Source organism: Paraburkholderia caribensis, from assembly GCF_002902945.1.
Lineage (GTDB): Bacteria > Pseudomonadota > Gammaproteobacteria > Burkholderiales > Burkholderiaceae > Paraburkholderia > Paraburkholderia caribensis.
Genome location: NZ_CP026101.1, coordinates 942,509 through 963,940, shown reverse-complemented (window position 1 = coordinate 963,940; position 21,432 = coordinate 942,509). Strand labels below are relative to the sequence as shown.

At 63.4% G+C, this 21,432-nt stretch carries 21 protein-coding genes; 3 read left to right on the top strand and 18 right to left on the bottom strand.

The window, feature by feature from the left end; all coding sequences use genetic code 11:
* Positions 1-5: 5 nt before the first annotated feature.
* Both C2L66_RS04280 and C2L66_RS04275 read right to left on the bottom strand, forming a co-directional pair.
* Complete coding sequence (locus C2L66_RS04280) at positions 6-1,160, bottom strand: PA0069 family radical SAM protein (RefSeq protein WP_054934097.1); 1,155 nt, start codon at positions 1,158-1,160, stop codon at positions 6-8.
* A 111-nt stretch (positions 1,161-1,271) separates the two neighbouring features.
* Positions 1,272-1,760 carry an Lrp/AsnC ligand binding domain-containing protein gene (locus C2L66_RS04275; RefSeq protein WP_054934096.1) on the bottom strand — a complete coding sequence of 163 codons (489 nt, stop codon included), beginning with the start codon at positions 1,758-1,760 and terminating at the stop codon, positions 1,272-1,274.
* Between the two features lie 165 nt (positions 1,761-1,925).
* Here C2L66_RS04275 and C2L66_RS04270 point away from each other — a divergent pair, with 165 nt between their 5' ends.
* Entirely contained in the window at positions 1,926-3,212 is a 1,287-nt protein-coding gene (locus C2L66_RS04270) for a D-amino acid dehydrogenase (protein ID WP_054934095.1), read from the top strand.
* A gap of 87 nt (positions 3,213-3,299) precedes the next feature.
* Here C2L66_RS04270 and C2L66_RS04265 read toward each other — a convergent pair whose 3' ends face one another.
* From C2L66_RS04265 to C2L66_RS04240, 6 genes are all read right to left on the bottom strand, one after another.
* Entirely contained in the window at positions 3,300-5,090 is a 1,791-nt protein-coding gene (locus tag C2L66_RS04265) for an acyl-CoA dehydrogenase (protein ID WP_060601799.1), read from the bottom strand.
* Positions 5,091-5,193: 103 nt separating this feature from the next.
* Complete coding sequence (locus C2L66_RS04260) at positions 5,194-6,129, bottom strand: electron transfer flavoprotein subunit alpha/FixB family protein (protein WP_054934091.1); 936 nt, start codon at positions 6,127-6,129, stop codon at positions 5,194-5,196.
* A gap of 28 nt (positions 6,130-6,157) precedes the next feature.
* Positions 6,158-6,907 carry an electron transfer flavoprotein subunit beta/FixA family protein gene (locus tag C2L66_RS04255; RefSeq protein ID WP_054934090.1) on the bottom strand — a complete coding sequence of 250 codons (750 nt, stop codon included), beginning with the start codon at positions 6,905-6,907 and terminating at the stop codon, positions 6,158-6,160.
* A 244-nt stretch (positions 6,908-7,151) separates the two neighbouring features.
* A complete protein-coding gene (locus C2L66_RS04250) occupies positions 7,152-7,952 on the bottom strand; it encodes a MetQ/NlpA family ABC transporter substrate-binding protein (RefSeq protein WP_054934089.1) in 801 nt (266 codons plus the stop codon).
* 28 nt (positions 7,953-7,980) lie between these two features.
* Entirely contained in the window at positions 7,981-8,634 is a 654-nt protein-coding gene (locus C2L66_RS04245; protein WP_035991258.1) for a methionine ABC transporter permease, read from the bottom strand.
* Positions 8,624-9,658, bottom strand: coding sequence for a methionine ABC transporter ATP-binding protein (locus C2L66_RS04240; protein ID WP_060601807.1), 1,035 nt, complete (start codon positions 9,656-9,658; stop codon positions 8,624-8,626). Before C2L66_RS04240 ends, C2L66_RS04245 begins: the two co-directional genes overlap by 11 nt.
* 238 nt (positions 9,659-9,896) lie before the next feature.
* On the opposite strand from C2L66_RS04240, the gene C2L66_RS04235 reads away from it, so the two are divergent.
* Positions 9,897-10,772, top strand: a complete 876-nt coding sequence (locus C2L66_RS04235) for an alpha/beta hydrolase (protein ID WP_060602773.1) — start codon at positions 9,897-9,899, stop codon at positions 10,770-10,772.
* Between the two features lie 6 nt (positions 10,773-10,778).
* Here C2L66_RS04235 and C2L66_RS04230 read toward each other — a convergent pair whose 3' ends face one another.
* Together C2L66_RS04230 and C2L66_RS04225 are read right to left on the bottom strand one after the other, a co-directional pair.
* Positions 10,779-11,588, bottom strand: coding sequence for an enoyl-CoA hydratase (locus C2L66_RS04230; protein ID WP_054934087.1), 810 nt, complete (start codon positions 11,586-11,588; stop codon positions 10,779-10,781).
* Positions 11,589-11,626: 38 nt separating this feature from the next.
* Positions 11,627-12,550, bottom strand: coding sequence for a histone deacetylase family protein (locus C2L66_RS04225; protein WP_054934086.1), 924 nt, complete (start codon positions 12,548-12,550; stop codon positions 11,627-11,629).
* Between the two features lie 206 nt (positions 12,551-12,756).
* On the opposite strand from C2L66_RS04225, the gene mltB reads away from it, so the two are divergent.
* Positions 12,757-13,965: a lytic murein transglycosylase B gene (mltB, locus tag C2L66_RS04220; protein ID WP_054934085.1), complete on the top strand. Its 1,209-nt coding sequence runs from the start codon at positions 12,757-12,759 to the stop codon at positions 13,963-13,965.
* A gap of 85 nt (positions 13,966-14,050) precedes the next feature.
* Here the strand turns inward: mltB and cysM are convergent, their stop codons facing one another.
* The 8 genes from cysM to C2L66_RS04180 form a co-directional block, all read right to left on the bottom strand.
* Positions 14,051-14,953, bottom strand: a complete 903-nt coding sequence (cysM, locus tag C2L66_RS04215) for a cysteine synthase CysM (RefSeq protein WP_054934084.1) — start codon at positions 14,951-14,953, stop codon at positions 14,051-14,053.
* A 312-nt stretch (positions 14,954-15,265) separates the two neighbouring features.
* Positions 15,266-15,631 carry a ComEA family DNA-binding protein gene (locus C2L66_RS04210; protein WP_060601810.1) on the bottom strand — a complete coding sequence of 122 codons (366 nt, stop codon included), beginning with the start codon at positions 15,629-15,631 and terminating at the stop codon, positions 15,266-15,268.
* A 76-nt stretch (positions 15,632-15,707) separates the two neighbouring features.
* Positions 15,708-16,700, bottom strand: a complete 993-nt coding sequence (gene rfaD / locus C2L66_RS04205) for an ADP-glyceromanno-heptose 6-epimerase (protein ID WP_035990061.1) — start codon at positions 16,698-16,700, stop codon at positions 15,708-15,710.
* 78 nt (positions 16,701-16,778) lie between these two features.
* A complete protein-coding gene (gene rfaE1, locus C2L66_RS04200; protein ID WP_051453772.1) occupies positions 16,779-17,780 on the bottom strand; it encodes a D-glycero-beta-D-manno-heptose-7-phosphate kinase in 1,002 nt (333 codons plus the stop codon).
* On the bottom strand, positions 17,737-19,149 hold the full coding sequence (locus tag C2L66_RS04195) for a UDP-glucose dehydrogenase family protein (protein ID WP_060601813.1): 1,413 nt from the start codon (positions 19,147-19,149) through the stop codon (positions 17,737-17,739). Before C2L66_RS04195 ends, rfaE1 begins: the two co-directional genes overlap by 44 nt.
* A 90-nt stretch (positions 19,150-19,239) precedes the next feature.
* Positions 19,240-20,415 carry a lipopolysaccharide assembly protein LapB gene (lapB, locus tag C2L66_RS04190; protein ID WP_054934082.1) on the bottom strand — a complete coding sequence of 392 codons (1,176 nt, stop codon included), beginning with the start codon at positions 20,413-20,415 and terminating at the stop codon, positions 19,240-19,242.
* Between the two features lie 54 nt (positions 20,416-20,469).
* Positions 20,470-20,763, bottom strand: coding sequence for a LapA family protein (locus tag C2L66_RS04185; RefSeq protein ID WP_007576449.1), 294 nt, complete (start codon positions 20,761-20,763; stop codon positions 20,470-20,472).
* Between the two features lie 339 nt (positions 20,764-21,102).
* Positions 21,103-21,426 carry an integration host factor subunit beta gene (locus C2L66_RS04180; protein ID WP_054934081.1) on the bottom strand — a complete coding sequence of 108 codons (324 nt, stop codon included), beginning with the start codon at positions 21,424-21,426 and terminating at the stop codon, positions 21,103-21,105.
* Between the last annotated feature and the right edge of the window lie 6 nt (positions 21,427-21,432).

Here is a 21,432-nt window from a genome sequence, read left to right as displayed (position 1 = left end):
CGCATTCAGAAAAGACTCAATTGAGGCGTGTCCGGCGTGTCCGGCGTAGCCGGCTTACGCGGTTTGGGTGACTCGGCGCGCTTGAAATGCGACATGTCGAGAATGCCGTGATTGCGCGCATTGAGACCAAGCCGCCGTACCGCGTTCGCAAAACGCTGCTTGAGCAGATCAGCCCATAGCCCCTCGCCTTTCATACGCGTCGAAAACGACGCGTCGTAGTCCTTGCCGCCGCGCATGTCGCGCACGCGATTCATCACGCGCTCGGCGCGGTCGGGGAAATGCGCTTCCAGCCACCCCTTGAAGAGCGGCGCAACTTCCCAAGGCAGACGCAACACGATATAGCTCGCGCTCGTCGCGCCCGCTTCCGCGCAGGCCTCCAGCACGCGCTCCATATCCTGCTCGGTGACGAACGGAATTACGGGCGCAATGCTCACACCCACCGGGATGCCCGCCTCGCTCAACGCGCGAATCGTCCTGAGCCGCCGCGCGGGCGTGGCAGCGCGCGGCTCCAGCGTGCGAGCGATGTCGGCGTCGAGCGTCGTAATGGTGATGGCCGCCATCATCAGCCCTTTCGCGGCCATCGGCGCCAGCAGATCGATATCGCGCTCGATCAGCGAGTTCTTGGTGATCGCGGCGAACGCCTGGTTGTGCTCGCTCAAGACCTGGATCACGCGCCGCGTCAGCTTGAGATCCCGTTCGACGGGTTGCCATGCGTCCGTATTCACGCCCAGCGCGATCGGCTCCGGCACATAGGATTTCTTCGCCATTTCACGCGCGAGCAGTTCCGGCGCGTTGACCTTTGCGTAGATCCGGCTTTCGAAGTCGAGGCCCGGCGACAGGCCAAGATAACTGTGCGTAGGCCGCGCGAAGCAATAGATACAGCCATGCTCGCACCCGCGATACGGATTCAGCGACACGCTGAACGGAATATCGGGCGACTGGTTGTGCGTGAGGATGCTTTTGGCGCGTTCCTCGAATAGCTGCGTGCGCAACGCGGGACGCCCGCTTTCCTCTTCCGACGGCGCGATCCAGCCGTCGTCGACGGCCTCGCGCTGGTCCACTTCGTAGCGGCCCTGCACATTCGTGACCGCGCCGCGCCCCTTGCGCGGAGCGGGCGGCGCGATTGGAAATTCGGGAATGTCTCGATCGTAGTCGGTCACGGCACACGGCAAAAGCAATGCTGAATACTGTACAAATATACAGTGTTTACAGCTTTTGTCGAGCGTGACTTGAGCGGCCGGTTCGGCCTTGCGCGAGTCACGCCGTAAGCGTCACTCGCCTACAGCAATGTTCAGCGTTTCCTTGATTTCTTCCATCACGACATAGCTTTTCGACTGCACCGCGCCCGGCAGTTGCAGGAGTATGTCGCCAAGCAGCTTTCGGTAGTCGGCCATTTCGCCGATGCGCGCCTTGATCAGATAGTCGAAATCGCCCGACACGAGATGGCATTCGAGCACCTCGGGAATCTTCTGCACTTCGCGCCGGAACTGGTCGAACATGTTGCCGCTCTTGTGATCGAGCGTGATCTCGACGAACACCAGCAATGCCGCGCCCAGTTCCGCCGGATTCACGCGCGCGTGATAGCCCGTAATGACGCCGTCGCGCTCCATGCGCTTGACGCGCTCGATGCACGGCGTCACGGAAAGACCCACCTGCTCGGCCAGTTCCTTCATGGCGATCCGGCCATCCTGCTGGAGGATTTTCAGGATCTTGTGATCGAGTTTGTCGAGCGCTCGAACGGGCTGACGCTGTGTACGCATGGTTTTTACTGAAAATCTGAAAAATACAATAACAAAACCTACCTCGACGCAAATAGTATAGCGGTTAACACTAGGCATGCGGCAAACCACCTCGTCTATCGAACAAAAACGCGAAGAACGGGGTTTTCCACCACGCTGCGAGCCTTCCGACCTTTAGGAGCAGCTATGCGAGTCGTCGTTCTGGGCAGTGGCGTCGTTGGGGTTACGACCGCCTATTATCTTGCGCGCGCGGGACACGAAGTCACCGTGATCGACCGCGAAGCGGGCCCTGCGCTCGAAACCAGCTTTGCCAACGCCGGCCAGATTTCGCCGGGCTACGCTGCGCCGTGGGCGGCGCCGGGCGTGCCGCTGAAGGCCGTCAAATGGATGTTCCAGAAACACGCGCCGCTCGCCATCCGGCTCGACGGCACGCAGTTTCAGCTGCAATGGATGTGGCAGATGCTGCAGAACTGCACGTCCGCGCGCTATGCCGTCAACAAGGGCCGCATGGTGCGTCTCGCCGAATACAGCCGTGATTGCCTGCAGGCGCTGCGCGCCGAAACGGGCATCCAGTACGAAGGGCGCACGGGCGGCACGCTGCAACTGTTCCGCACGCAACAGCAACTCGATGGCGCGGCGAAGGACATCGCCGTGCTCGAGGATGCGAACGTGCCGTACGAACTGCTGATGCCGGGCGATCTCGCGCGTGCCGAACCCGCCCTCGCCGCGACAGCGCACAAGCTGACGGGCGGCCTGCGTCTGCCGGGCGACGAAACGGGCGACTGCCAGTTGTTCACGACGCGTCTTGCCGCGCTCGCTGAACAGTTGGGCGTCAAGTTCCGCTACAACACGCCGATCGACGCCCTGGCGCTGGAAGGCGAGCGCATCGCCGGCGTGAAGTGCGGCAGCGAGATGGTGCGCGCGGACAGCTTCGTCGTCGCGCTGGGTTCTTACTCGACGAAGTTCCTGTCGGGCGTCGTCAAGATTCCCGTGTATCCGCTCAAGGGCTACTCGATCACCGCGCCTATCGTCAATCCCGAGTCGGCGCCCGTCTCGACGGTGCTCGACGAGACGTACAAGATCGCGATTACGCGTTTCGACGACCGGATCCGCGTCGGCGGGATGGCGGAGATCGTGGGTTTCGACAAGAAGCTGAAGCAGGCGCGCCGCGAGACGCTCGAAATGTGCGTGAACGACCTGTTCCCCGGCGGCGGCGATACGTCGAAGGCAACGTTCTGGACGGGCCTGCGCCCGATGACGCCGGACGGCACGCCGATCGTCGGCCGCACGCCCGTGTCGAACCTGTTCCTGAACACGGGACACGGCACGCTCGGCTGGACGATGTCGTGCGGCTCAGGCCAACTGCTCGCCGACCTGATCTCGGGCAAGCGTCCGGCGATCCAGTCCGGCGATCTGTCGGTGCATCGCTATCTCGGCGAGACGACGGGGCAGACGCGTCCGGCTTACGCCTGATTCGCTTCTCCCGGATACAGCAACGGCGCCTCACGGCGCCGTTGTTTTTTCTGCTTTGGTTTTCGACGTGACGCGAATGGGGCGTCGTCAGAACTGATCTTCGGACAGCGCGAGCACGCCCTCGCCGCCCTTCGCGCTGGTGATCGACGCTTCTAACGCCACCGCCTGCGGCAGCACATGTTCCGCGAAGAACTGCGCGGTCGCGATCTTCGCGCTATAAAACGACGCGTCCTGCGCGTGCTTCTCGTGCGCCGCCAGCATCGCGCGCGCCATCTGCCAGCCGCCCAGCACGATGCCCGCAAGCTTCAGATACGGCACGCTGCCCGCGAATACCGCATTCGGATCGCGCTTCGCATTCCCGACGACATACGCCACGGCCGATTGCAGCGCGTCGTGTCCGAGTGACAGATGTGTCTGCATCGAATCGAACGCTGCGCCCTTGTGCTGCTTGAGCGCTTCGACCGTCTGCGCAATCTGCGCCAGCAGTGCTTTTGCGACCGCGCCGCCGTCACGCACCGTCTTGCGGCCGACGAGATCGTTCGCCTGGATGGCCGTCGTGCCTTCGTAGATCGGCAGGATGCGCGCGTCGCGATAGTACTGCGCCGCCCCCGTTTCCTCGATGAAGCCCATGCCGCCATGCACCTGCACGCCGAGGCTCGTCACATCCACCGACAGCTCCGTGCTCCAGCCCTTCACGATCGGCACCAGGTATTCGTAGATCGCCTGATGCTCCGCACGCTTTGCCTCGTCGGGATGGCGGTGCGCGAGATCGCTGTGCGAGGCCGCGACGTAGGCCAGCGCGCGCGAGCCTTCCGTGAGTGCGCGCATCGTCGACAGCATGCGGCGCACGTCGGGATGATGAATGATCGACACGGCCTGCTTCGCGGAGCCGTCAACCGGCCGGCTCTGCACGCGCTCCTTCGCGTACGCAACCGCCTTCTGGTACGCACGATCCGATATCGCCACGCCCTGCATGCCGACCGCAAACCGCGCCGCGTTCATCATGATGAACATGTATTCGAGGCCGCGATTCTCTTCACCGATCAGGTGACCGATTGCGCCACCGTGATCACCGAACTGAAGCATGGCCGTCGGGCTCGCCTTGATCCCGAGCTTGTGTTCGATCGACACGCAATGCACGTCGTTACGCTCGCCCAGCGAGCCGTCCTCGTTGACGAGAAACTTCGGCACGACGAACAGCGAAATGCCCTTCACGCCCTCGGGCGCATCCGGCGTACGCGCGAGCACGAGGTGGACGATGTTGTCCGCCATGTCGTGCTCGCCCCACGTGATGAAAATCTTCGTGCCGAACAGCTTGAACGAACCGTCGCCCTGCGGCTCGGCGCGCGTGCGCACCAGCGCGAGATCGGAGCCCGCCTGCGGCTCGGTGAGGTTCATCGTGCCCGTCCATTCGCCGGAAATCAGCTTCGGCACGTAGGTCTTTTTCTGGGCGTCGCTGCCTGCCGTGAGCAGCGCCTCGATCGCGCCATCCGTCAGCAGCGGGCACAGCGCGAACGACAGGTTCGACGCGTTCAGCATCTCGATACAGGCCGTTGCGATCAGCTTCGGCAAGCCCTGGCCTTCGTATTCGACGGGATGCTGCACGCCCTGCCAGCCGCCTGCGGCGAACTGGCGGAATGCATCGGCGAAACCGGGCGTCGCCGTGACGTGGCCGTCTTTCCAGCTGCTCGGGTTCCTGTCGCCTTCGACGTTCAGCGGCGCCAGCACTTCCCCGCACAGCTTCGCGGATTCTTCGAGCACGGCTTGCGCGGTTTCAGCGTTTGCATCGTCAAAGCCGGGCAGCGCGGCGATGTCATCCAGTCCGGCCAGTTCCTGCATCGCGAACATCATGTCCTTGATGGGTGCCGTGTAGCTCATGTGTGTCTCCTCCCTGACTCCGATGAAAAAAGAGGCGCTGGATTCAACATCCTCGCGCCTCTTCGCTTTGCTGTCGTGCGCCGTCAGACGGCGTGCCAATCTATCAGCCGAGTTCTTTCACCAGCTCCGGCACGACGGTGAACAGATCGCCGACGAGGCCGTAATCCGCGACGCTGAAAATCGGCGCTTCTTCGTCTTTGTTGATCGCGACGATCACCTTCGAGTCCTTCATGCCTGCCAGATGCTGGATCGCGCCCGAGATGCCGACCGCGATATACAGCTGCGGCGCAACGATCTTGCCCGTCTGACCGACCTGATAGTCGTTCGGCACGTAGCCAGCGTCGACGGCTGCGCGCGATGCGCCCATGGCCGCGCCGAGTTTGTCGGCCAGCGGCTCCAGCACTTGCGTGTAGTTCTCGCCGCTGCCCAGACCCCGGCCACCCGAAACAATGATGTTCGCCGACGTCAGTTCCGGACGGTCCAGCTTCGTCACTTCGCGGCTGACGAACTGCGAGATGCCCGTATCGGCTGCCGCTTCGATCTTCTCGACCGACGCGCTGCCGCCTTCCGCCGCAACGGGATCGAAGCCCGTCGAGCGAACCGTGATGACCTTGATGGGATCAGCCGATTGCACGATCGCGATCGCATTGCCAGCGTAGATCGGGCGCTCGAACGTGTCGGCCGAATCGACTGCCGTGATGTCGCTGATCTGCGCGACGTCGAGCTTCGCCGCGATACGCGGCGCGATGTTCTTGCCGTAGGCGGTAGCCGGCGCGAGGATGTGCGAGTAATCCTTCGCGATGTTCAGCACCGTCGCCTCGACGTTTTCCGCGAGGCCCGCGGCCAGTTGCGGCGCGTCGGCGAGCAGCACCTTCGCCACGCCCGCCACTTTCGCCGCCGCATCGGCCGCGCCTTGTGCGTTGTGGCCCGCCACCAGCACATGAACGTCGCCGCCGATCTTCTGCGCGGCAGCAACCGTGTTCAGCGTCGCTGCCTTCAGCGCCGCGTTGTCGTGTTCAGCAATTACCAGAATCGTCATTTCATTCGTCTCCGTGTGCTCGTAAAAATCAAAGCACCTTGGCTTCGGTCTTGAGCTTTTCGACCAGCGACTTCACATCGGCCACCTTCACACCAGCCGAGCGCTTCGGCGGCTCGCTGACCTTCAGCGTCTTCAGACGCGGCGTGACATCGACGCCCAGGTCCGCCGGCTTCACGGTTTCCAACGGCTTCTTCTTGGCCTTCATGATGTTCGGCAGCGTCACGTAGCGCGGCTCGTTCAGGCGCAGATCGGTCGTGATCACAGCCGGAAGCGTGAGCGACAACGTTTCCGCGCCGCCATCGACTTCGCGCGACACCGTCGCCTTGCCATCCGCCACCACGACTTTCGATGCAAACGTCGCCTGCGGCAGATTGGCCAGCGCAGCGAGCATCTGACCCGTCTGGTTGGAATCGTCGTCGATGGCCTGTTTGCCGAGAATCACCAGCTGCGGCTGTTCCTTGTCGACCAGCGCCTTGAGCAGCTTCGCGACGGCTAGCGGTTGCAGTTCTTCATTCGACTCGATCAACACAGCGCGGTCCGCGCCGATCGCCAGCGCCGTGCGCAGCGTTTCCTGACATTGCGTCACGCCCGCCGACACAGCGATCACTTCCGTCGCCACGCCCGCTTCCTTCAGACGCACGGCCTCTTCGACGGCGATTTCGTCGAACGGATTCATCGACATCTTCACATTCGCAATGTCGACGCCCGTGTTGTCCGACTTCACGCGGACCTTCACGTTGTAGTCAACCACTCTCTTGACTGGCACCAGGATTTTCATGCACACGCTCCAAAGTTACGAATACGTCAACCCGACGGACATTATAGCGACAGCCTCTGCGGCAGCCGCTCCGGGATTGCTTGGTGTTGAGGATATCGCTCCCCGACGGCGTGACGGAAATAGCGAACGGTCGTGCTATTCTATCTCTAAAAAAACCCGGACGCCAAGTCCGGGTTCCTACCGATTCTTCAGGCCACACAGTCCGGCGCGCCGCCTGGGGCAACATGGCGCCGCCTAGCCTGGATCACCACGACGCGATCACCGCGCCGCCAAACTTGCTTTCGATGAACTGCTTCACTTCCGGCGAGTGGTAAGCCGCGACCAGCTTCGCCACCCACGGCTTGTTGCGGTCCGACTCGCGGATGGCGATGACGTTCACGTACGGGCCCTTCGGATCTTCGATCGCGATGGCGTCCTGTTTCGGCTTCAGGCCCGCTTCCATCGCGAAGTTCGTGTTGATCGCCGCCGCGTCGACGTCGCCGAGCGAGCGCGGAATTTGCGCCGCGTCGAGTTCGACGATCTTCAGCTTCTTCGGGTTCTCGACGATATCGAGCGGTGTCGCCTTCAGGCCCGCATCCGCTCTCAGTTTGAGCAGGCCCTGCTTCTGCAGCAACAGCAGCGCGCGGCCGCCGTTGGTCGGATCGTTCGGCACGGCGATCTTCGCGCCCGCCGGCAGTTCGGCCAGCGTCTTCACCTTTTTCGAATAGATGCCCATCGGGAATGTGACCGTGTCGGCGATCCTGATCAGCTTGTAGCCGCGATCCTTTACCTGCGCCTGCAGATACGGGTCGTGCTGGTAGCTGTTCGCGTCGAGATCGCCGCCCGCGAGCGCCGCATTCGGCTGCACGTAATCCGAGAACTCGATGACCTTGATGTTCAGGCCGTTCTTCGCCGCGACCGTCTTCACGACGTCCATGATCTGCGCGTGCGGGCCGCCCGTCACACCGACCTTGATCGATTCCTCGGCGAATGCGAGCGAAGATGCGCCGATGAGTGACGCCACGCCCAGCACGGCCGCAGCCTTCAGAATGAAACGACGTTGCATGACCAAACCTTTGTCTTATTGAATGTGTTTATTTGTGGCTCAAACGACGCACGAGCCAATCTCCAAACGACTGCACCAGTTGCACGAAGACGATCAGGATCACGACGACCGTCAACATCACTTCCGGCAGGAACCGCTGATACCCGTAACGGATGCCGAGATCGCCCAGACCGCCGCCGCCAATCGCGCCCGCCATCGCCGAGTAGCCGACCAGCGAAACGAAGGTGATCGTCAGACCCGCGACGATGCCCGGAAGGGACTCCGGCAACAGCACCTTGAACACGATCTGCGAAGTGGTCGCGCCCATTGCCTGCGCGGCTTCGATCAGCCCGCGATCGACCTCGCGCAATGCCGTCTCGACGAGTCGCGCGATGAACGGCGCAGCGGCGATCGTCAGCGGCACGACGGCCGCCGCCGTACCGATCGACGAACCGACCACCAGCCGCGTAAACGGAATCACCGCGACGAGCAGAATGATGAACGGCGTCGAGCGCACGGCGTTGACGACCACGCCCATCACGCGATTGGCGGCGATGTTCTGCAGCACGCCCTGGCGGTCGGTCAGATAGAGCAGCACGCCGAGCGGCAAGCCGACGGCCGCGCCGATCAGTCCCGAGATGCCGACCATGATCAGCGTCTCCCAGAACGACTGCACGAACATATCGAACATTTCACTCAACATACGACAACTCCTCGACCACCACGCCCTGTTCGCGCAGATACGTCATCGCCTGCGCCACCTTCGCCGGTTCGCCGCCCGCGAGCACCGCGAGCGAGCCGAACGCCTGCCCCTGGATCTCGTCGATCTGGCCGTGCAGGATGTTGAAGTCCAGTTCGTAGCGGCGGATCGTCTCCGAGAGAATCGGCTGATCGACACCCGAACCCCTGAACGCGAGCCGCAGCAGATGACCGCTGCCCGTCTTCAGACGCTCGGCGACGCGCGCCTTCATCGCAGGCGGCAACTCCTGTGCGATCACATCGCCGATCAGCGCGCGCGTAACTTCGTGGTGCGGCTGCAGGAACACGTCGATGACCTTGCCCTCTTCGACCACGCGGCCGTTATCGAGCACCGCGACGCGGTCGCACACCTGCTTGATGACTTCCATCTGGTGCGTGATCAGCACGATGGTCAGCTTCAACTCGCGGTTGATGCGCTTGAGCAGATCGAGGATCGCACGCGTCGTTTCGGGATCGAGCGCGGAGGTTGCTTCGTCGGAGAGCAGCACTTTCGGCTTGCTCGCGAGCGCGCGCGCAATGCCGACGCGCTGCTTCTGCCCACCGCTGATCTGCGCCGGATAACGATCCTTCTGCGCCGACAGGCCGACGAGATCGAGCAAGGGCAGCACGTGCGCCTCGATTTCCGCGCGTTTCATGCCGGCCAGTTCGAGCGGCAGCGCGACGTTGTCGTACACCGTGCGCGACGACAGCAAATTGAAGTGCTGGAAGATCATGCCGATCTCGCGGCGCGCCTCGCGCAACTGCGCGGCAGGCATGGTCGTGAGGTCGCGGTCGTCGATGACGACATTGCCTTCCGTCGGGCGCGTCAGCAGGTTGATCGTGCGGACCAGCGTGCTCTTGCCCGCGCCGCTGCGTCCGATGATGCCGAATACCTCGCCGCGAGGAATCGACAGATTGACGTTGTGCAGCGCTTCGATCCAGCCCCGTGGCCCCGGAAAACGCTGCGATAGGTTGCGTAGTTCGATCATGAAAAACGAAACGGCGGACTTGCCATCGAGCGTTGCACGCCCCGGGCACCGGCCGCCGCGACTTTTATTGGGATTTGAACCCGCGATTTTACCGCAGTCATGTCATATCCTTTAATAATCAATTCGGCGACTTTCATAACCCAGAGGAATTAGAGGATGACTCCGTTCCAACGGATGCGAACGGTCATACACATGCCGCTATGATCGAGCGCAAGCGACAAACATCGGACGAATGCTCATGGAGACCTCCCAAGCCGCCGCTTCCGCCACGCGGAACCCAGAACGCTCGCAGGCCGTCACGCGCGACGGCCTCGCACTGCCGCTGTATCGCTGGCGCGCGGCAGGCCTGCGCTGCGCGACGGTGGCGCTGATCCACGGTCTCGCCGAGCACGCGGGACGGTACGCGCCCCTTGCGCAGGCGTTCAATGCGAACGGGATCGAACTGGTCGCCGTCGATCTGCGCGGTCATGGCAATGCGCCCGGCCGGCGCGCATGGATCGAACGATTCGACGAGTATCTGCTCGACGCGGACGCGCTCGTCACCGAGGCAGCCCGCAACGACGGCCCGCTGTTCCTGCTGGGCCACAGCATGGGCGGGGCGATCGCGGCGCTATACGCGATCGAAAAGCAGGCGGCGCAACGGCGCCATTTGAACGGACTGATCCTCTCCAGCCCCGCTCTCGCACCGGGCGGCGACGTGCCGCGCTGGATGCTGGCGCTGAGCCAGAAAATCAGTCGCGCGTGGCCCAGCTTCCCGGCGATGAAGATCGACGCCGCGTTGCTGTCGCGCGACCTGAGCGTGGTCGAGGCGAATCGCAACGATCCCCTCGTGCATCACGGCGCGATTCCCGCGCGCACGGGCGCTGAGTTACTGCTCGCGATGCAGCGGATCGAACGCGGACGCGCCGGCTTGCGCACGCCGCTTCTGATCTGGCACGGCACGAAGGACAAACTCACGGAACCGGAAGGCAGCCGCGACTTCGGCGCGCGCGCCGGTTCGCCGGACAAGACGCTGACGCTCTACGAAGGCAGCTATCACGAGACGATGAACGATCTGGACCGCGAGCGCGTGATCGACGCGCTCGTCGCGTGGATCCTGAAACGATCGGAATGAGCTGGCCTAGCGGCCGGGCGTGTGCGGCCAGTCGGGCGGCCGTTTGTCGATGAACGCCTGCACGCCTTCTAGCGCCGACTCGTCCATCATGTTGCAGGCCATCGTCTGCCCCGCCAGTTGATACGCGGCTTCGACGCCCATTTCGAGCTGCCGGTAGAACAGGCCCTTGCCTGCTTCGACAGCCGCGCGCGGCTTCGCGCAAATACTCCTGGCGAGCGCGGCGACTTCGGCATCGAGCATGTCGAGCGGCACCACGCGATTCACGAGACCTTGCTGCTTCGCCGCCATCGCGTCGATGAAGTCGCCCGTCAGCAGCATTTCCAGCGCGGCCTTGCGCGGCAGGTTGCGCGACAGCGGCACCGAAGGCGTCGCGCAAAACAGCCCGAGATTGACGCCCGACACGGCGAAGCGCGCGGTATCCGCCGCGACGGCGAGATCGCACATTGCGACGAGCTGACAGCCTGCCGCCGTCGCCGTGCCATGCACGCGCGCGATCACTGGCTGCGGCATGCGCTGGATCGACAGCATCATCTTCGTGCAGCGCGCGAACAGCGACTGGTAGTAATCGAGTGACGGCGCCGCGCGCATTTCCTTCAGATCGTGCCCGGCGCAAAATGCGCGCCCCGCGCCCGCGATCACGACCACGCGCGCGTCGCTCTTCGCGAGGTCGGCGAGATGCGTCTGCATGTCGTCGAGCAGCGCCTCGGAGAGCGCGTTGAACGCGTCCGGCCGGTTCAGCGTAAGACGCACGACGCCGCGCAGCTCATAAGCATCTTGCGTGACCTGGATCAGTGGCACCGCTGCATCTGCACTCATGATGTCATGGCCTCTCTTCCGATGCGCGCCGCCCGCCGTCAGAGATCGGCCAGCGCCCGCACGTGCGCGACGACGCTGCGCCCGAGCGCCGACAGGTTGTAGCCGCCCTCCAGGCAGCTGACGATGCGTCCTTTAGCGTACTTCGCCGCAACCTGGCGAATCTGCTCCGTGATCCACGCGTAATCGTCCTCGACCAGCGCCATATTGCCGAGATCGTCCTCGCGATGCGCGTCGAAACCCGCCGACACGAACAGCATCTGCGGCTTGAATGCGTCGAGACGCGGCAGCCAGATCATGTCGACGGCTTCGCGCACCACCATGCCCTTCGAGCGCGCCGCGATAGGCACGTTGCACATGTTCGGCGCCTGGTTGTCGGCGCCCGTGAACGGATAAAACGGATGCTGGAAGATGCTGCACATCAGCACGCGCGAGTCGTTCGCAAACGCGGCCTCGGTGCCGTTTCCGTGATGCACGTCGAAATCGATGATCGCAACGCGTTCGAGACCATGCACTTCGAGCGCGTGCCGCGCGGCAATCGCGACGTTGTTGAAAAAGCAGAAGCCCATCGCGCGCGCCGGCTCCGCGTGATGGCCGGGCGGTCGCACACTGCAAAACGCATTGTCGTAACGGCCTTCGATCACGGCATCCGTCGCCGCGACCGCCGCACCCGCTGCGCGCAACGCCGCGTTCCACGTATGCGGGTTCATCGACGTGTCGGGATCGATCTCCGCGTAGCCCTCGCTCGGCGCACGCTCGCGGATGTAGTCGACGTGCGCCTTCGTATGCACGCGCAACAGCGCGGCTTCATCGGCAAGCGGCGCGGACTCGCGCTCGATCAGCTCGCCGATGCGGCTCGCGATCAGTTGGTCTTCGATCGCCTGCAGGCGGGCCGGGCATTCGGGATGCCATTGGCCCATCTCATGTTGCAGACAGTCAGCGTGTGAAAAGAAACCGGTTGCCATGTGTTGATTTCGGGCAGCGCGCCTCGCGGATCGCGAAAGCGCACTGCATGTCTCCGTCCATTGACGCAAGCAGGTTGCGCGAATACTACGAAGTTACCACACGATGCGCCGGGACCGTGATGCGGCAACGCTTCTGCACAGTTTCGCGAACCCCGTCGGGTATACTGCCCCGTAACTTTTTTTGCCCGCACACATCCCAGTTCACCATGACCGTCAAGCTTGCTCCGTCCGCACACTCTCGGCTACGCGCAACGACTGTAGCCGCCGCACTGTCCATCGCATGGTGCGCGTTCGCGGGAGTCGGCCCGGCGTCGGCGCAGACTGTCGGCAAGCCGCGCGTGCAACTCGCGCAGGGGCAGCCCGAGCAGCCGGCGCAAGGGCAAACGTTCGAAGAAGAGATCGTGCCGCAGCGCTACGCGAACAACGCCGATGTCGATTCGTTCATCAACGACATGGCCGCGCGGCAGGGCTTCGATCCGGCGGCACTGCACGCACTGTTTGCGCGCGTCAGCTATTCGGCGACGGCCGTGAAGCTCGTGACGCCATCGCCGACGCCGTCCGTCAAGAACTGGCGCGTGTATCAGGGGCGCTTTCTCGACCCGGTGCGCATCAACGCGGGCGTGAAGTTCTGGCGCGCGAACCAGGCAACGCTGCAACGCGCGTACGAGCAATATGGCGTACCGCCCGAAGTGATCGTCGGCATTATCGGCGTCGAGACGATTTATGGGCGCTACATGGGCAACTTCCGCGTGCTCGACGCGCTGACCACGCTCTCGTTCGACTACCCGAACACGCCGAATCGCGCGGACCGGATGATGACGTTCCGCAAGAATCTCGAAGACTATCTCGTGTGGACGCGCGATTCTCAAATCGATCCGACCACCGTGCTCGGTTCCTACACGGGCGCGATCGGCATTCCGCAGTTCCTGCCGAGCAGCATCGTCCAATACGCGGTCGACTACGACGGCAACAAGCGGATCGATCTGCGCACGAGCCAGGCCGATGCGATCGGCAGCGTCGCGAATTATCTGAGCAAGAACGGCTGGGAAACGGGCCGCCCGGTCGTGTGGAATATCGCCACTGACACCGGCAGCCTCGGCATCGCGCAAGCGGCGGCGACGGGCGCGCCGGAACCGCGCTGGTCGCTGCAGCAACTGCTGAAGGCGGGCATGCTGATGAACGAGCCGGGCCTCGATACGCGCACGGAAGCGGGCACGCCCGTGACCGTGGTCGATCTGCCCTCGCCGGGCCGGCAGACGGAATACACGTTGGGCCTGAAGAACTTCTACGTGCTGACGCGCTACAACCGCAGCTTTTTCTATGCGCTGGCCGTGTATCAGCTCGGCGAACGCGTGAAAGCGCAGATGGCCGCGACGGAAGCGGGCAATGCGTCGACGCCCGCGGCGTCGCAATAGCCGCGCCCGTTTTCAATGCATGCGAAAACGCCGGCTTGCGCCGGCGTTTTGCTTTTGCTGACATCGCCGCGCGCGGCGAGCTGTGTCACGCGGGGAACACGCCTGTCGACAGATAACGGTCGCCGCGATCGCAGACGATGAACACGATTGTCGCGTTCTCGACCTGGCGCGCGATGCGCAGCGCCACTTCACACGCGCCCGCCGACGAAATGCCGCAGAACACGCCTTCGACAGCCGCCATCCGGCGCGCCATCGCCTCCGACGCCGCCTGGCTCACGTTCTCGACGCGATCGACACGGCTGCGGTCGAAAATTTTGGGCAGATACGCTTCCGGCCATTTGCGGATGCCCGGAATGCGCGAACCCTCTTCCGGCTGCGCGCCGATGATCTCGATTGCGGGATTCTGTTCCTTCAGATACTGCGACACGCCCATGATCGTGCCCGTCGTGCCCATCGCCGACACGAAGTGCGTGATCCGTCCTTCCGTGTCACGCCAGATTTCGGGCCCCGTCGCTTCGTAATGCGCGAGCGGATTGTCAGGATTTCCGAACTGGTCGAGGATGATGCCCTTACCTTCGCGCTGCATCTGCTCGGCGAGATCGCGCGCGTACTCCATGCCGCCCGTGACGGGCGTCAACAGAATCTGCGCGCCGTATGCGGCCATGCTCTGACGGCGCTCCAGCGACAGGTCCTCGGGCATGACCAGGATCATTTTGTAGCCCTTGATCGCCGCCGCCATCGCGAGCGCGATGCCCGTGTTGCCACTCGTCGCTTCGATCAGCGTGTCGCCCGGTTTGATGCGTCCGCGCTGTTCCGCTTTCTTGATCATCGAAAGCGCCGGGCGGTCCTTCACCGAACCGGCCGGATTGTTGCCCTCCAGCTTGCCGAGCACGATGTTGTTGCGGCTGCGGATGTCGTCGTCCACGAGTCGGACGAGCTGAATGAGGGGCGTATTGCCGATCGTGTCTTCAATCGTTTTGTAAGCCATATCGGTGCGTGCTGTGACGGTGCGCGAAGTCTTGAATCTGTTGATTCTAAACTACCGGGGGCAGCACTGCCGGCAGCCCCTGATGCGCGCATGGATGCGTCAGCGCCAGTTTCCCTTTGCGCAGCGCGCCGGGAGAAGCGCAAAAAACCGCGGCAGGCTGGATCTGCCGCGGGAGCCAGTCATCTGAATGACGGCTGAAGGGAGGTCTGTGACAACCCCCGCCAAGAAAACATCCAGACCCGAGACGGACGCACGCCTGGCGCGTGAGGCTTCACGCGCCAGGCGTGCGCGTCATACGGTCAGATCAAAAGGCTATTTCTTGACCACCACTGCCGTGTCGTTCTTCGCAGCGGGCGCGGCCTTGTGCGGCGCCCCAGCCTGTGCGGCAGCAGCAGCGACAGCCGTCGCACCAGCACCCGATGTGCCCACAGCAAGGCCCTCGGCCTGCAAACGCTCGACGGTATGACCGCCCAGGCCCTTGACCCGCTTGCTGAGATCGGCCGCGTCCTTGAACGGACCGTGCGCCGCGCGTTCGTCGAGAATGGCCTTGGCCTTAGCGGGACCAATGCCCTTGATGCCGCGCAGCGCGGCTTCGTTAGCGGAATTGACGTCGACCGACGCGAACGCCTGGCCGAAAGCGGCGAGCATGGCCGCCGTGACGAGGATTTTTTTGAACATGTGGAATCTCCCTGAAACACCGGCCGGTGACGATCACCAACCGGGAGACCCCAGTGTAGAGAGGTGTGCGAACGATTTACACCTGGCCGAATAGCCAACGCACGTAGCGATCGACGCCTTCCTGCACGGTCAGGAACGGCGCGTCGTAGCCCGCTGCCCGCAGCTTCGTCTGGTCGGCCTGCGTGAAGCACTGATACTTGCCGCGCAGCGCATCGGGGAAAGGCACGTACTCGATCAACCCGCGCTGCACCAGTTCCGCCAGCGACAACGCGGCCTCGCCGTCGAGCACGCGCAACGTGTTGACGACCGTCGACGCGATATCGTTGAACGGCTGTGCGCGGCCGCTGCCCAGATTGAAGATGCCCGACTTCTCCGGGTGATCGAAGAAATACAGGTTGACCTTCGCCACGTCCTCGACGGAGACGAAGTCGCGCGTCTGCTCGCCTGCTGCATAGCCGTTGTACTCGCCGAACAGCTTGACCTTGCCTTCGGCGCGGAACTGGTTGAAGTTGTGGAACGCGACGGACGCCATGCGTCCCTTGTGCGCCTCGCGCTGCCCGTACACATTGAAGTAGCGGAAGCCCGCGATCTGGCTTTTCGCCGTAGGCAACACGCGCCGGATCACCTGGTCGAACAGGAACTTCGAATAGCCGTACACATTGAGCGGCGCTTCGACTTCGCGCTCTTCGACAAAGCGCGTCGATCCGCCATACGTCGCCGCCGACGATGCATACAGAAACTGCACGCCTTGCGCGAGACATGCATCGAGCACCGCGCGGCTATAGCGGAAGTTGTTGTCCATCATGTAGCGGCCGTCGGTTTCCATCGTGTCCGAGCAGGCGCCTTCGTGGAAAATCGCACGCACCTTGCCGAAGTCGCCGCGCGCAAAGCGCTCGACGAATTCGGTCTTGTCGAGATAGTCGTCGATTTCGCAGTCGACGAGATTCTTGAATTTGTCGGCGCGCGTCAGATTGTCGACGGCGATGATGCGGTCTTCGCCGCGCTCGTTGAGCGCCTTGACGATATTGCTGCCGATAAAACCAGCCGCGCCGGTGACGATGAGTGTCATGATCGTCCTGCTGTGATGAGAGTCAACGGATGCGGAGATGAACCGCGCGCCGCGCGAGCAGGCTGGCGCGCGCGGGCATCAATGATGAAAGAGTTCGTCGTAGTCGACGGTGGCCGTGCCGAGCTTGGCGACCACGATCCCCGCCGCGCGATTCGCAAGCGACACGGCTTCGTCCAGCGGCAGGCCCGCGCCGAGCATCACGGCGAGCGTCGCGATCACGGTGTCGCCTGCGCCGGACACATCATACACTTCGCGAGCGACAGCCGCCGCGTGCAACACGCCTTCGTCGGAGAAGAGCGTCATGCCCTCTTCCGAGCGCGTGAGCAGCAGCGCTTTCAGGTCAAGCTCGGCGCGCAGCCTCGCCACGCGCGCATGCAAATCGGCTTCGGATTTCCACTGCCCGACCACTTCGCGCAATTCCGCGCGGTTCGGCGTGATCAGCGTCGCGCCGCGATAGCGCTCCCAGTCGTCGCCCTTCGGATCGACCAGCACCGGCTTGCCCGCCGCGCGAGCCTTCGCGATCATCTGCGTGACGTGCGTGAGGCCGCCCTTCGCGTAATCCGACATCAGGATCACGTCGTGGGTCGGCAGCAACGCGTCGTAGCGAGCGAGCCCGGCGAGCAGCGCTTCATGCGCAGGCGCCTTCTCGAAGTCGACGCGCAACAGCTGCTGCTGACGCGACAGCACGCGCAGCTTGATTGTCGTCGGCAGTTCCGGGTCGCGCTCGAGATGCGGTGCGACGCCGCTATCGCCGAGCAGTTGCACGACGCGCTCACCCGGCTCGTCGTGGCCGACCACGCACAGCAGGCCCGCCTGCGCGCCGAGCGCCGCAGCGTTGCGCGCGACGTTCGCCGCGCCGCCCAGCCGGTCCTCCTGCTTCTGTACCAGCACCACGGGCACAGGCGCTTCCGGCGAGATGCGATTGACGTCGCCGAACCAGTAGCGGTCCAGCATCACGTCGCCGACGACTAGCACGCGAGCCGCCGCCAACCGCTCGCGCGCAACGACGCCGACCTCGGGCGCGAGCGTCGCGCCTTCAGGCACGGTCGGAGTCGGATGAATGTTCAGCGGGTCGTGCATACGGACGTCCAATCGAGTGATAGTCGATGCCAAGTTCGGACATCGCCTCGGGTTCATACAGATTGCGGCCGTCGAAGATCAACGGCGTTTTCAGCTCGGACTTCAGATGCGTGAAGTCCGGGCTCTTGAACTCCTTCCATTCCGTCACGATGACGAGCGCATCCGCGCCCGCCAGTGTCTCGTCCTGCGTGCCCGCGAAGTGCAAGCGCGCCTGATGGTCGGGTGTGCTGGCCAGATCGAGCGCGAAAACACGCTTCGCCTCCGATGTCGCGACGGGATCGTACGCGCGCACCGTCGCGCCGCGCGCGAGCAGTTGCGCGATCACGCGGCGGCTGGGCGCCTCGCGCATGTCGTCGGTATTCGGCTTGAACGACAGGCCCCACACCGCGAACGTGCGGCCGCTCAGATCCTCGCCGAGCGCGTCCGTGATCTTGCGCACCAGCACTTCCTTCTGCTCGTGGTTCACTTCTTCGACGGCTTCGAGAATGCGCAGGCTGTGGCCCATTTCGCTGCCCGTGCGGATCAGCGCCTGCACGTCCTTCGGGAAGCACGAGCCGCCGTAGCCGACCCCCGCGTACAGAAAGTGATAGCCGATGCGCGGGTCCGAGCCGATGCCGCGACGCACCGCTTCGATATCCGCGCCGACGGTGTCGGCCAGATTCGCCATCTCGTTCATGAACGAGATGCGCGTGGCCAGCATCGCGTTGGCCGCGTATTTCGTGAATTCGGCCGAGCGCACGTCCATGTAAAGCGTGCGCTCGTGATTGCGGTTGAACGGTGCGTACAGGCGGCGGATTTTCTCGCGCGCCCTGTCGCCGTCTTCATCATTGTCGACGCCGACGACGATGCGATCCGGGCGCATGAAGTCGTCGACGGCCGCACCCTCTTTCAGGAACTCCGGATTCGACACGATCGAAAACCGATGCTGCGCGCTATCCGCGAGACCGCGCTTCTCCAGCTCTTCCGCGATCACCGCGCGCACGCGCTGCGCGGTGCCGACGGGCACCGTCGACTTGTCGACGATCACCTTGAAGCCGTTCATCGTGCGGCCGATGTTGCGGGCCGCTTCCAGTACGTATTGCAGATCGGCGGAGCCGTCTTCATCCGGCGGTGTGCCCACCGCGATGAACTGGATCTCGCCGTGCGCGACACTCGCTTCGACATCGGTCGAAAACGTGATGCGCCCGGCTGCGCGCGAGCGCGCGATGATCTCCCGCAGGCCCGGCTCGTGAATCGGCATGCCGCCGTTGTTGAGAATGTCGATCTTGCGCGGATCGACGTCCAGACAGAAAACGTCGTTGCCGACTTCGGCAAGACATGCGCCCGTGACGAGACCTACGTAACCCGTGCCGATAATGGTGATTTTCATACGCTTCCCGGTAGATGGTGCCGGTTCAATATTCGACGCTTCGATGCTGCGTGACGGCTTTGCTGCCCGCGTTCATGCGCGCGCCAGATCTCAGCTGGACGCCGTGATTGGCTCGACGCGGCGCGGCGCATAGGTTTCCCAACCGCTGCAGCCGGGACACTGCCAATAGAACAGCCGTGCCCGGAAGCCGCAATTCTGGCACGTGTACCGTGGCAGATTTTTGGTGCGCTGACGGATCAGCGTGCGCATCAATTCCAGTTCGCTGCGACGCGGTTCTTCGGCCACGGCCTGTTGCGCTTCGAGCAGGCGCGTCATGCCGGCGAGATTCGGTGACTTCTGCATCTGAGTACGCGCGAGCGCATGCGCCGCCTCCGGACCGCGCAGCGCCGACACGTGCTGATACGCGACGTCGAGCAGATCGTTCGACGGATAACGGTCCACCCACGAGGTCAGCAGATCGGCGCCCGCTTCCTGACGGCCTAGCGCTTCGTAGGCCTTCATCAGCTTTTCAGCGACGAGCGGCAGATACGCGGCATTCTGTTGCTCCACGTGCAGCCACTGTGCAATCGCCTTGTCGTACTCGCCGGCCGCCGCATCCACATCGCCAAACAGGATCGTCGCGCGCACGTTCTGCGGATACGCCTTCAACGCGAGATCCAGCTGGCGGCGGGCCTCATCCGGCTTCTTCTGCTGCAGCGCTTCCTGCGCGAGCTCGCAATGAAAGTGGCCGATTTCCTTATCGAGCGAAGCGGCGCCCATCGTTTCGAGGCGGCGCGCGGTGTCGATCGACTTGTTCCAGTCTTTTTCGATCTGATAGATCGTGAGCAGCGAGCGCTGTGCGCCGAGCGCGTAGTCGCCCGATTGCAGCGCCTTGAACGTCTCTTCCGCGCGGTCCAGCAGGCCCGCCTTCAGAAAGTCCTGCCCGAGTTCGTACAGCGCATGATCACGCTCGTTGGCGGGCAAGTCGGCGCGGCTCAGCAGGTTCTGATGCACGCGGATCGCGCGGTCCGTTTCACCCCGGCGGCGAAACAGGTTGCCGAGCGCAAAGTGCAGTTCAATCGTTTCCGGATCGAGCTTGACGACTTCGATGAAGGCGTCGATGGCCTGGTCCGGCTGCTCGTTCAACAGAAAGTTTAGTCCGCGAAAATAAGAACGCGGCAGGTTGGCGCTTTCGGACAACAGCGTCTTGAGGTCGTAACGCGCAGCCACCCAGCCGAACGCGAACGCGACGGGTATGACGAGCAGCCACCAGAGGTCTAGATCCATGCGAATGTGCGGAGTGCGAAAGAGGCCGCGCGGGTGGCGCGCGGCGTGAAAGGGCTAGATGAGCGGCGGCATAGGCGGTTCTTCGACGACCGCGGGCGTTTCGCGCGCCACGCGCAGTTCCCGCTTGAGCCGGCCGTTTTCCATCCGCAGGCGGAACATTGCCGGCAGCGACGATACGAGACCGGCCAGCAAGCCCACGACGAAGAACGCGAGGCCGATCAGAATCAACGGCGCCTGCCACGAATACCCGGCGAGGAAATTCAGCGTAGCGCTTTGCGTATTGGACAGTGCAAGCACCAGCAGCAGCACGAACACCAGCACGCGAATCAGCCAGACGATAAATTTCATGTATTGATCTCTTGACGGCGGTTGCGGGATGACGCCGGCTTGATGACGCGTCGCGCCACGGTGTTTGCCCGCGCCGAAGTGACCCGTATTGTAAATGAAGCCTATGTCGACTGGCGCAGCCGTGCGGATCGCGATGCCTTACTGTCGTTTTTGGGCTGGAAAATGGTGCGCAATCGCAGAAGTGTCAACCATGTCCCCATACGCTCGATATCGACGGCGGGAGGACCTGGAGACGGACGAAAAAAAAGCGCCCTGAGGCGCTTTTTCTGGTCAATGCCGTCTGACTGACGTAGCCACGGCGAGCTTCAACCTGAACTGCGAATACAACACAGAGCCGGCTTAAAGATCGTCGTCCGCGGATTCGGCTTTCAAAGGCTCGCCCGCACGACGATCGACGCGTTCGCGCAACTCCTTACCAGGCTTGAAGTGCGGCACGTACTTCTCAGGCACCAACACTTTTTCGCCCGACTTCGGGTTGCGCCCGACGCGGGATGGACGGCGATTCAGGCCAAAGCTGCCGAAGCCGCGAATTTCGATGCGATGGCCGTTCGCCAGAGCGTCCGACATCGCATCGAGCATCGTCTTCACCGCGAAATCCGCATCCTTGAGGACAAGTTGCGGAAATCGCGCAGCCAGCTGGGCGACCAATTCTGATTTGGTCATACTGCA

Bases quoted from the DNA above. Each gene is read 5' to 3' on its own strand.
- cysM (WP_054934084.1), bottom strand. From the start codon at position 14,953: ATGGCTTACAAAACGATTGAAGACACGATCGGCAATACGCCCCTCATT.
- C2L66_RS04225 (WP_054934086.1), bottom strand. From the start codon at position 12,550: ATGGCAACCGGTTTCTTTTCACACGCTGACTGTCTGCAACATGAGATG.
- rfaD (WP_035990061.1), bottom strand. From the start codon at position 16,700: ATGACACTCATCGTCACCGGCGCGGCTGGTTTTATCGGCAGCAATATC.
- lapB (WP_054934082.1), bottom strand. From the start codon at position 20,415: ATGGATCTAGACCTCTGGTGGCTGCTCGTCATACCCGTCGCGTTCGCG.
- mltB (WP_054934085.1), top strand. From the start codon at position 12,757: ATGACCGTCAAGCTTGCTCCGTCCGCACACTCTCGGCTACGCGCAACG.
- C2L66_RS04195 (WP_060601813.1), bottom strand. From the start codon at position 19,149: ATGAAAATCACCATTATCGGCACGGGTTACGTAGGTCTCGTCACGGGC.
- C2L66_RS04275 (WP_054934096.1), bottom strand. From the start codon at position 1,760: ATGCGTACACAGCGTCAGCCCGTTCGAGCGCTCGACAAACTCGATCAC.
- C2L66_RS04265 (WP_060601799.1), bottom strand. From the start codon at position 5,090: ATGAGCTACACGGCACCCATCAAGGACATGATGTTCGCGATGCAGGAA.
- C2L66_RS04230 (WP_054934087.1), bottom strand. From the start codon at position 11,588: ATGAGTGCAGATGCAGCGGTGCCACTGATCCAGGTCACGCAAGATGCT.
- C2L66_RS04255 (WP_054934090.1), bottom strand. From the start codon at position 6,907: ATGAAAATCCTGGTGCCAGTCAAGAGAGTGGTTGACTACAACGTGAAG.
- C2L66_RS04260 (WP_054934091.1), bottom strand. From the start codon at position 6,129: ATGACGATTCTGGTAATTGCTGAACACGACAACGCGGCGCTGAAGGCA.
- rfaE1 (WP_051453772.1), bottom strand. From the start codon at position 17,780: ATGCACGACCCGCTGAACATTCATCCGACTCCGACCGTGCCTGAAGGC.
- C2L66_RS04250 (WP_054934089.1), bottom strand. From the start codon at position 7,952: ATGCAACGTCGTTTCATTCTGAAGGCTGCGGCCGTGCTGGGCGTGGCG.
- C2L66_RS04245 (WP_035991258.1), bottom strand. From the start codon at position 8,634: ATGTTGAGTGAAATGTTCGATATGTTCGTGCAGTCGTTCTGGGAGACG.
- C2L66_RS04180 (WP_054934081.1), bottom strand. From the start codon at position 21,426: ATGACCAAATCAGAATTGGTCGCCCAGCTGGCTGCGCGATTTCCGCAA.
- C2L66_RS04235 (WP_060602773.1), top strand. From the start codon at position 9,897: ATGGAGACCTCCCAAGCCGCCGCTTCCGCCACGCGGAACCCAGAACGC.
- C2L66_RS04270 (WP_054934095.1), top strand. From the start codon at position 1,926: ATGCGAGTCGTCGTTCTGGGCAGTGGCGTCGTTGGGGTTACGACCGCC.
- C2L66_RS04240 (WP_060601807.1), bottom strand. From the start codon at position 9,658: ATGATCGAACTACGCAACCTATCGCAGCGTTTTCCGGGGCCACGGGGC.
- C2L66_RS04185 (WP_007576449.1), bottom strand. From the start codon at position 20,763: ATGAAATTTATCGTCTGGCTGATTCGCGTGCTGGTGTTCGTGCTGCTG.
- C2L66_RS04210 (WP_060601810.1), bottom strand. From the start codon at position 15,631: ATGTTCAAAAAAATCCTCGTCACGGCGGCCATGCTCGCCGCTTTCGGC.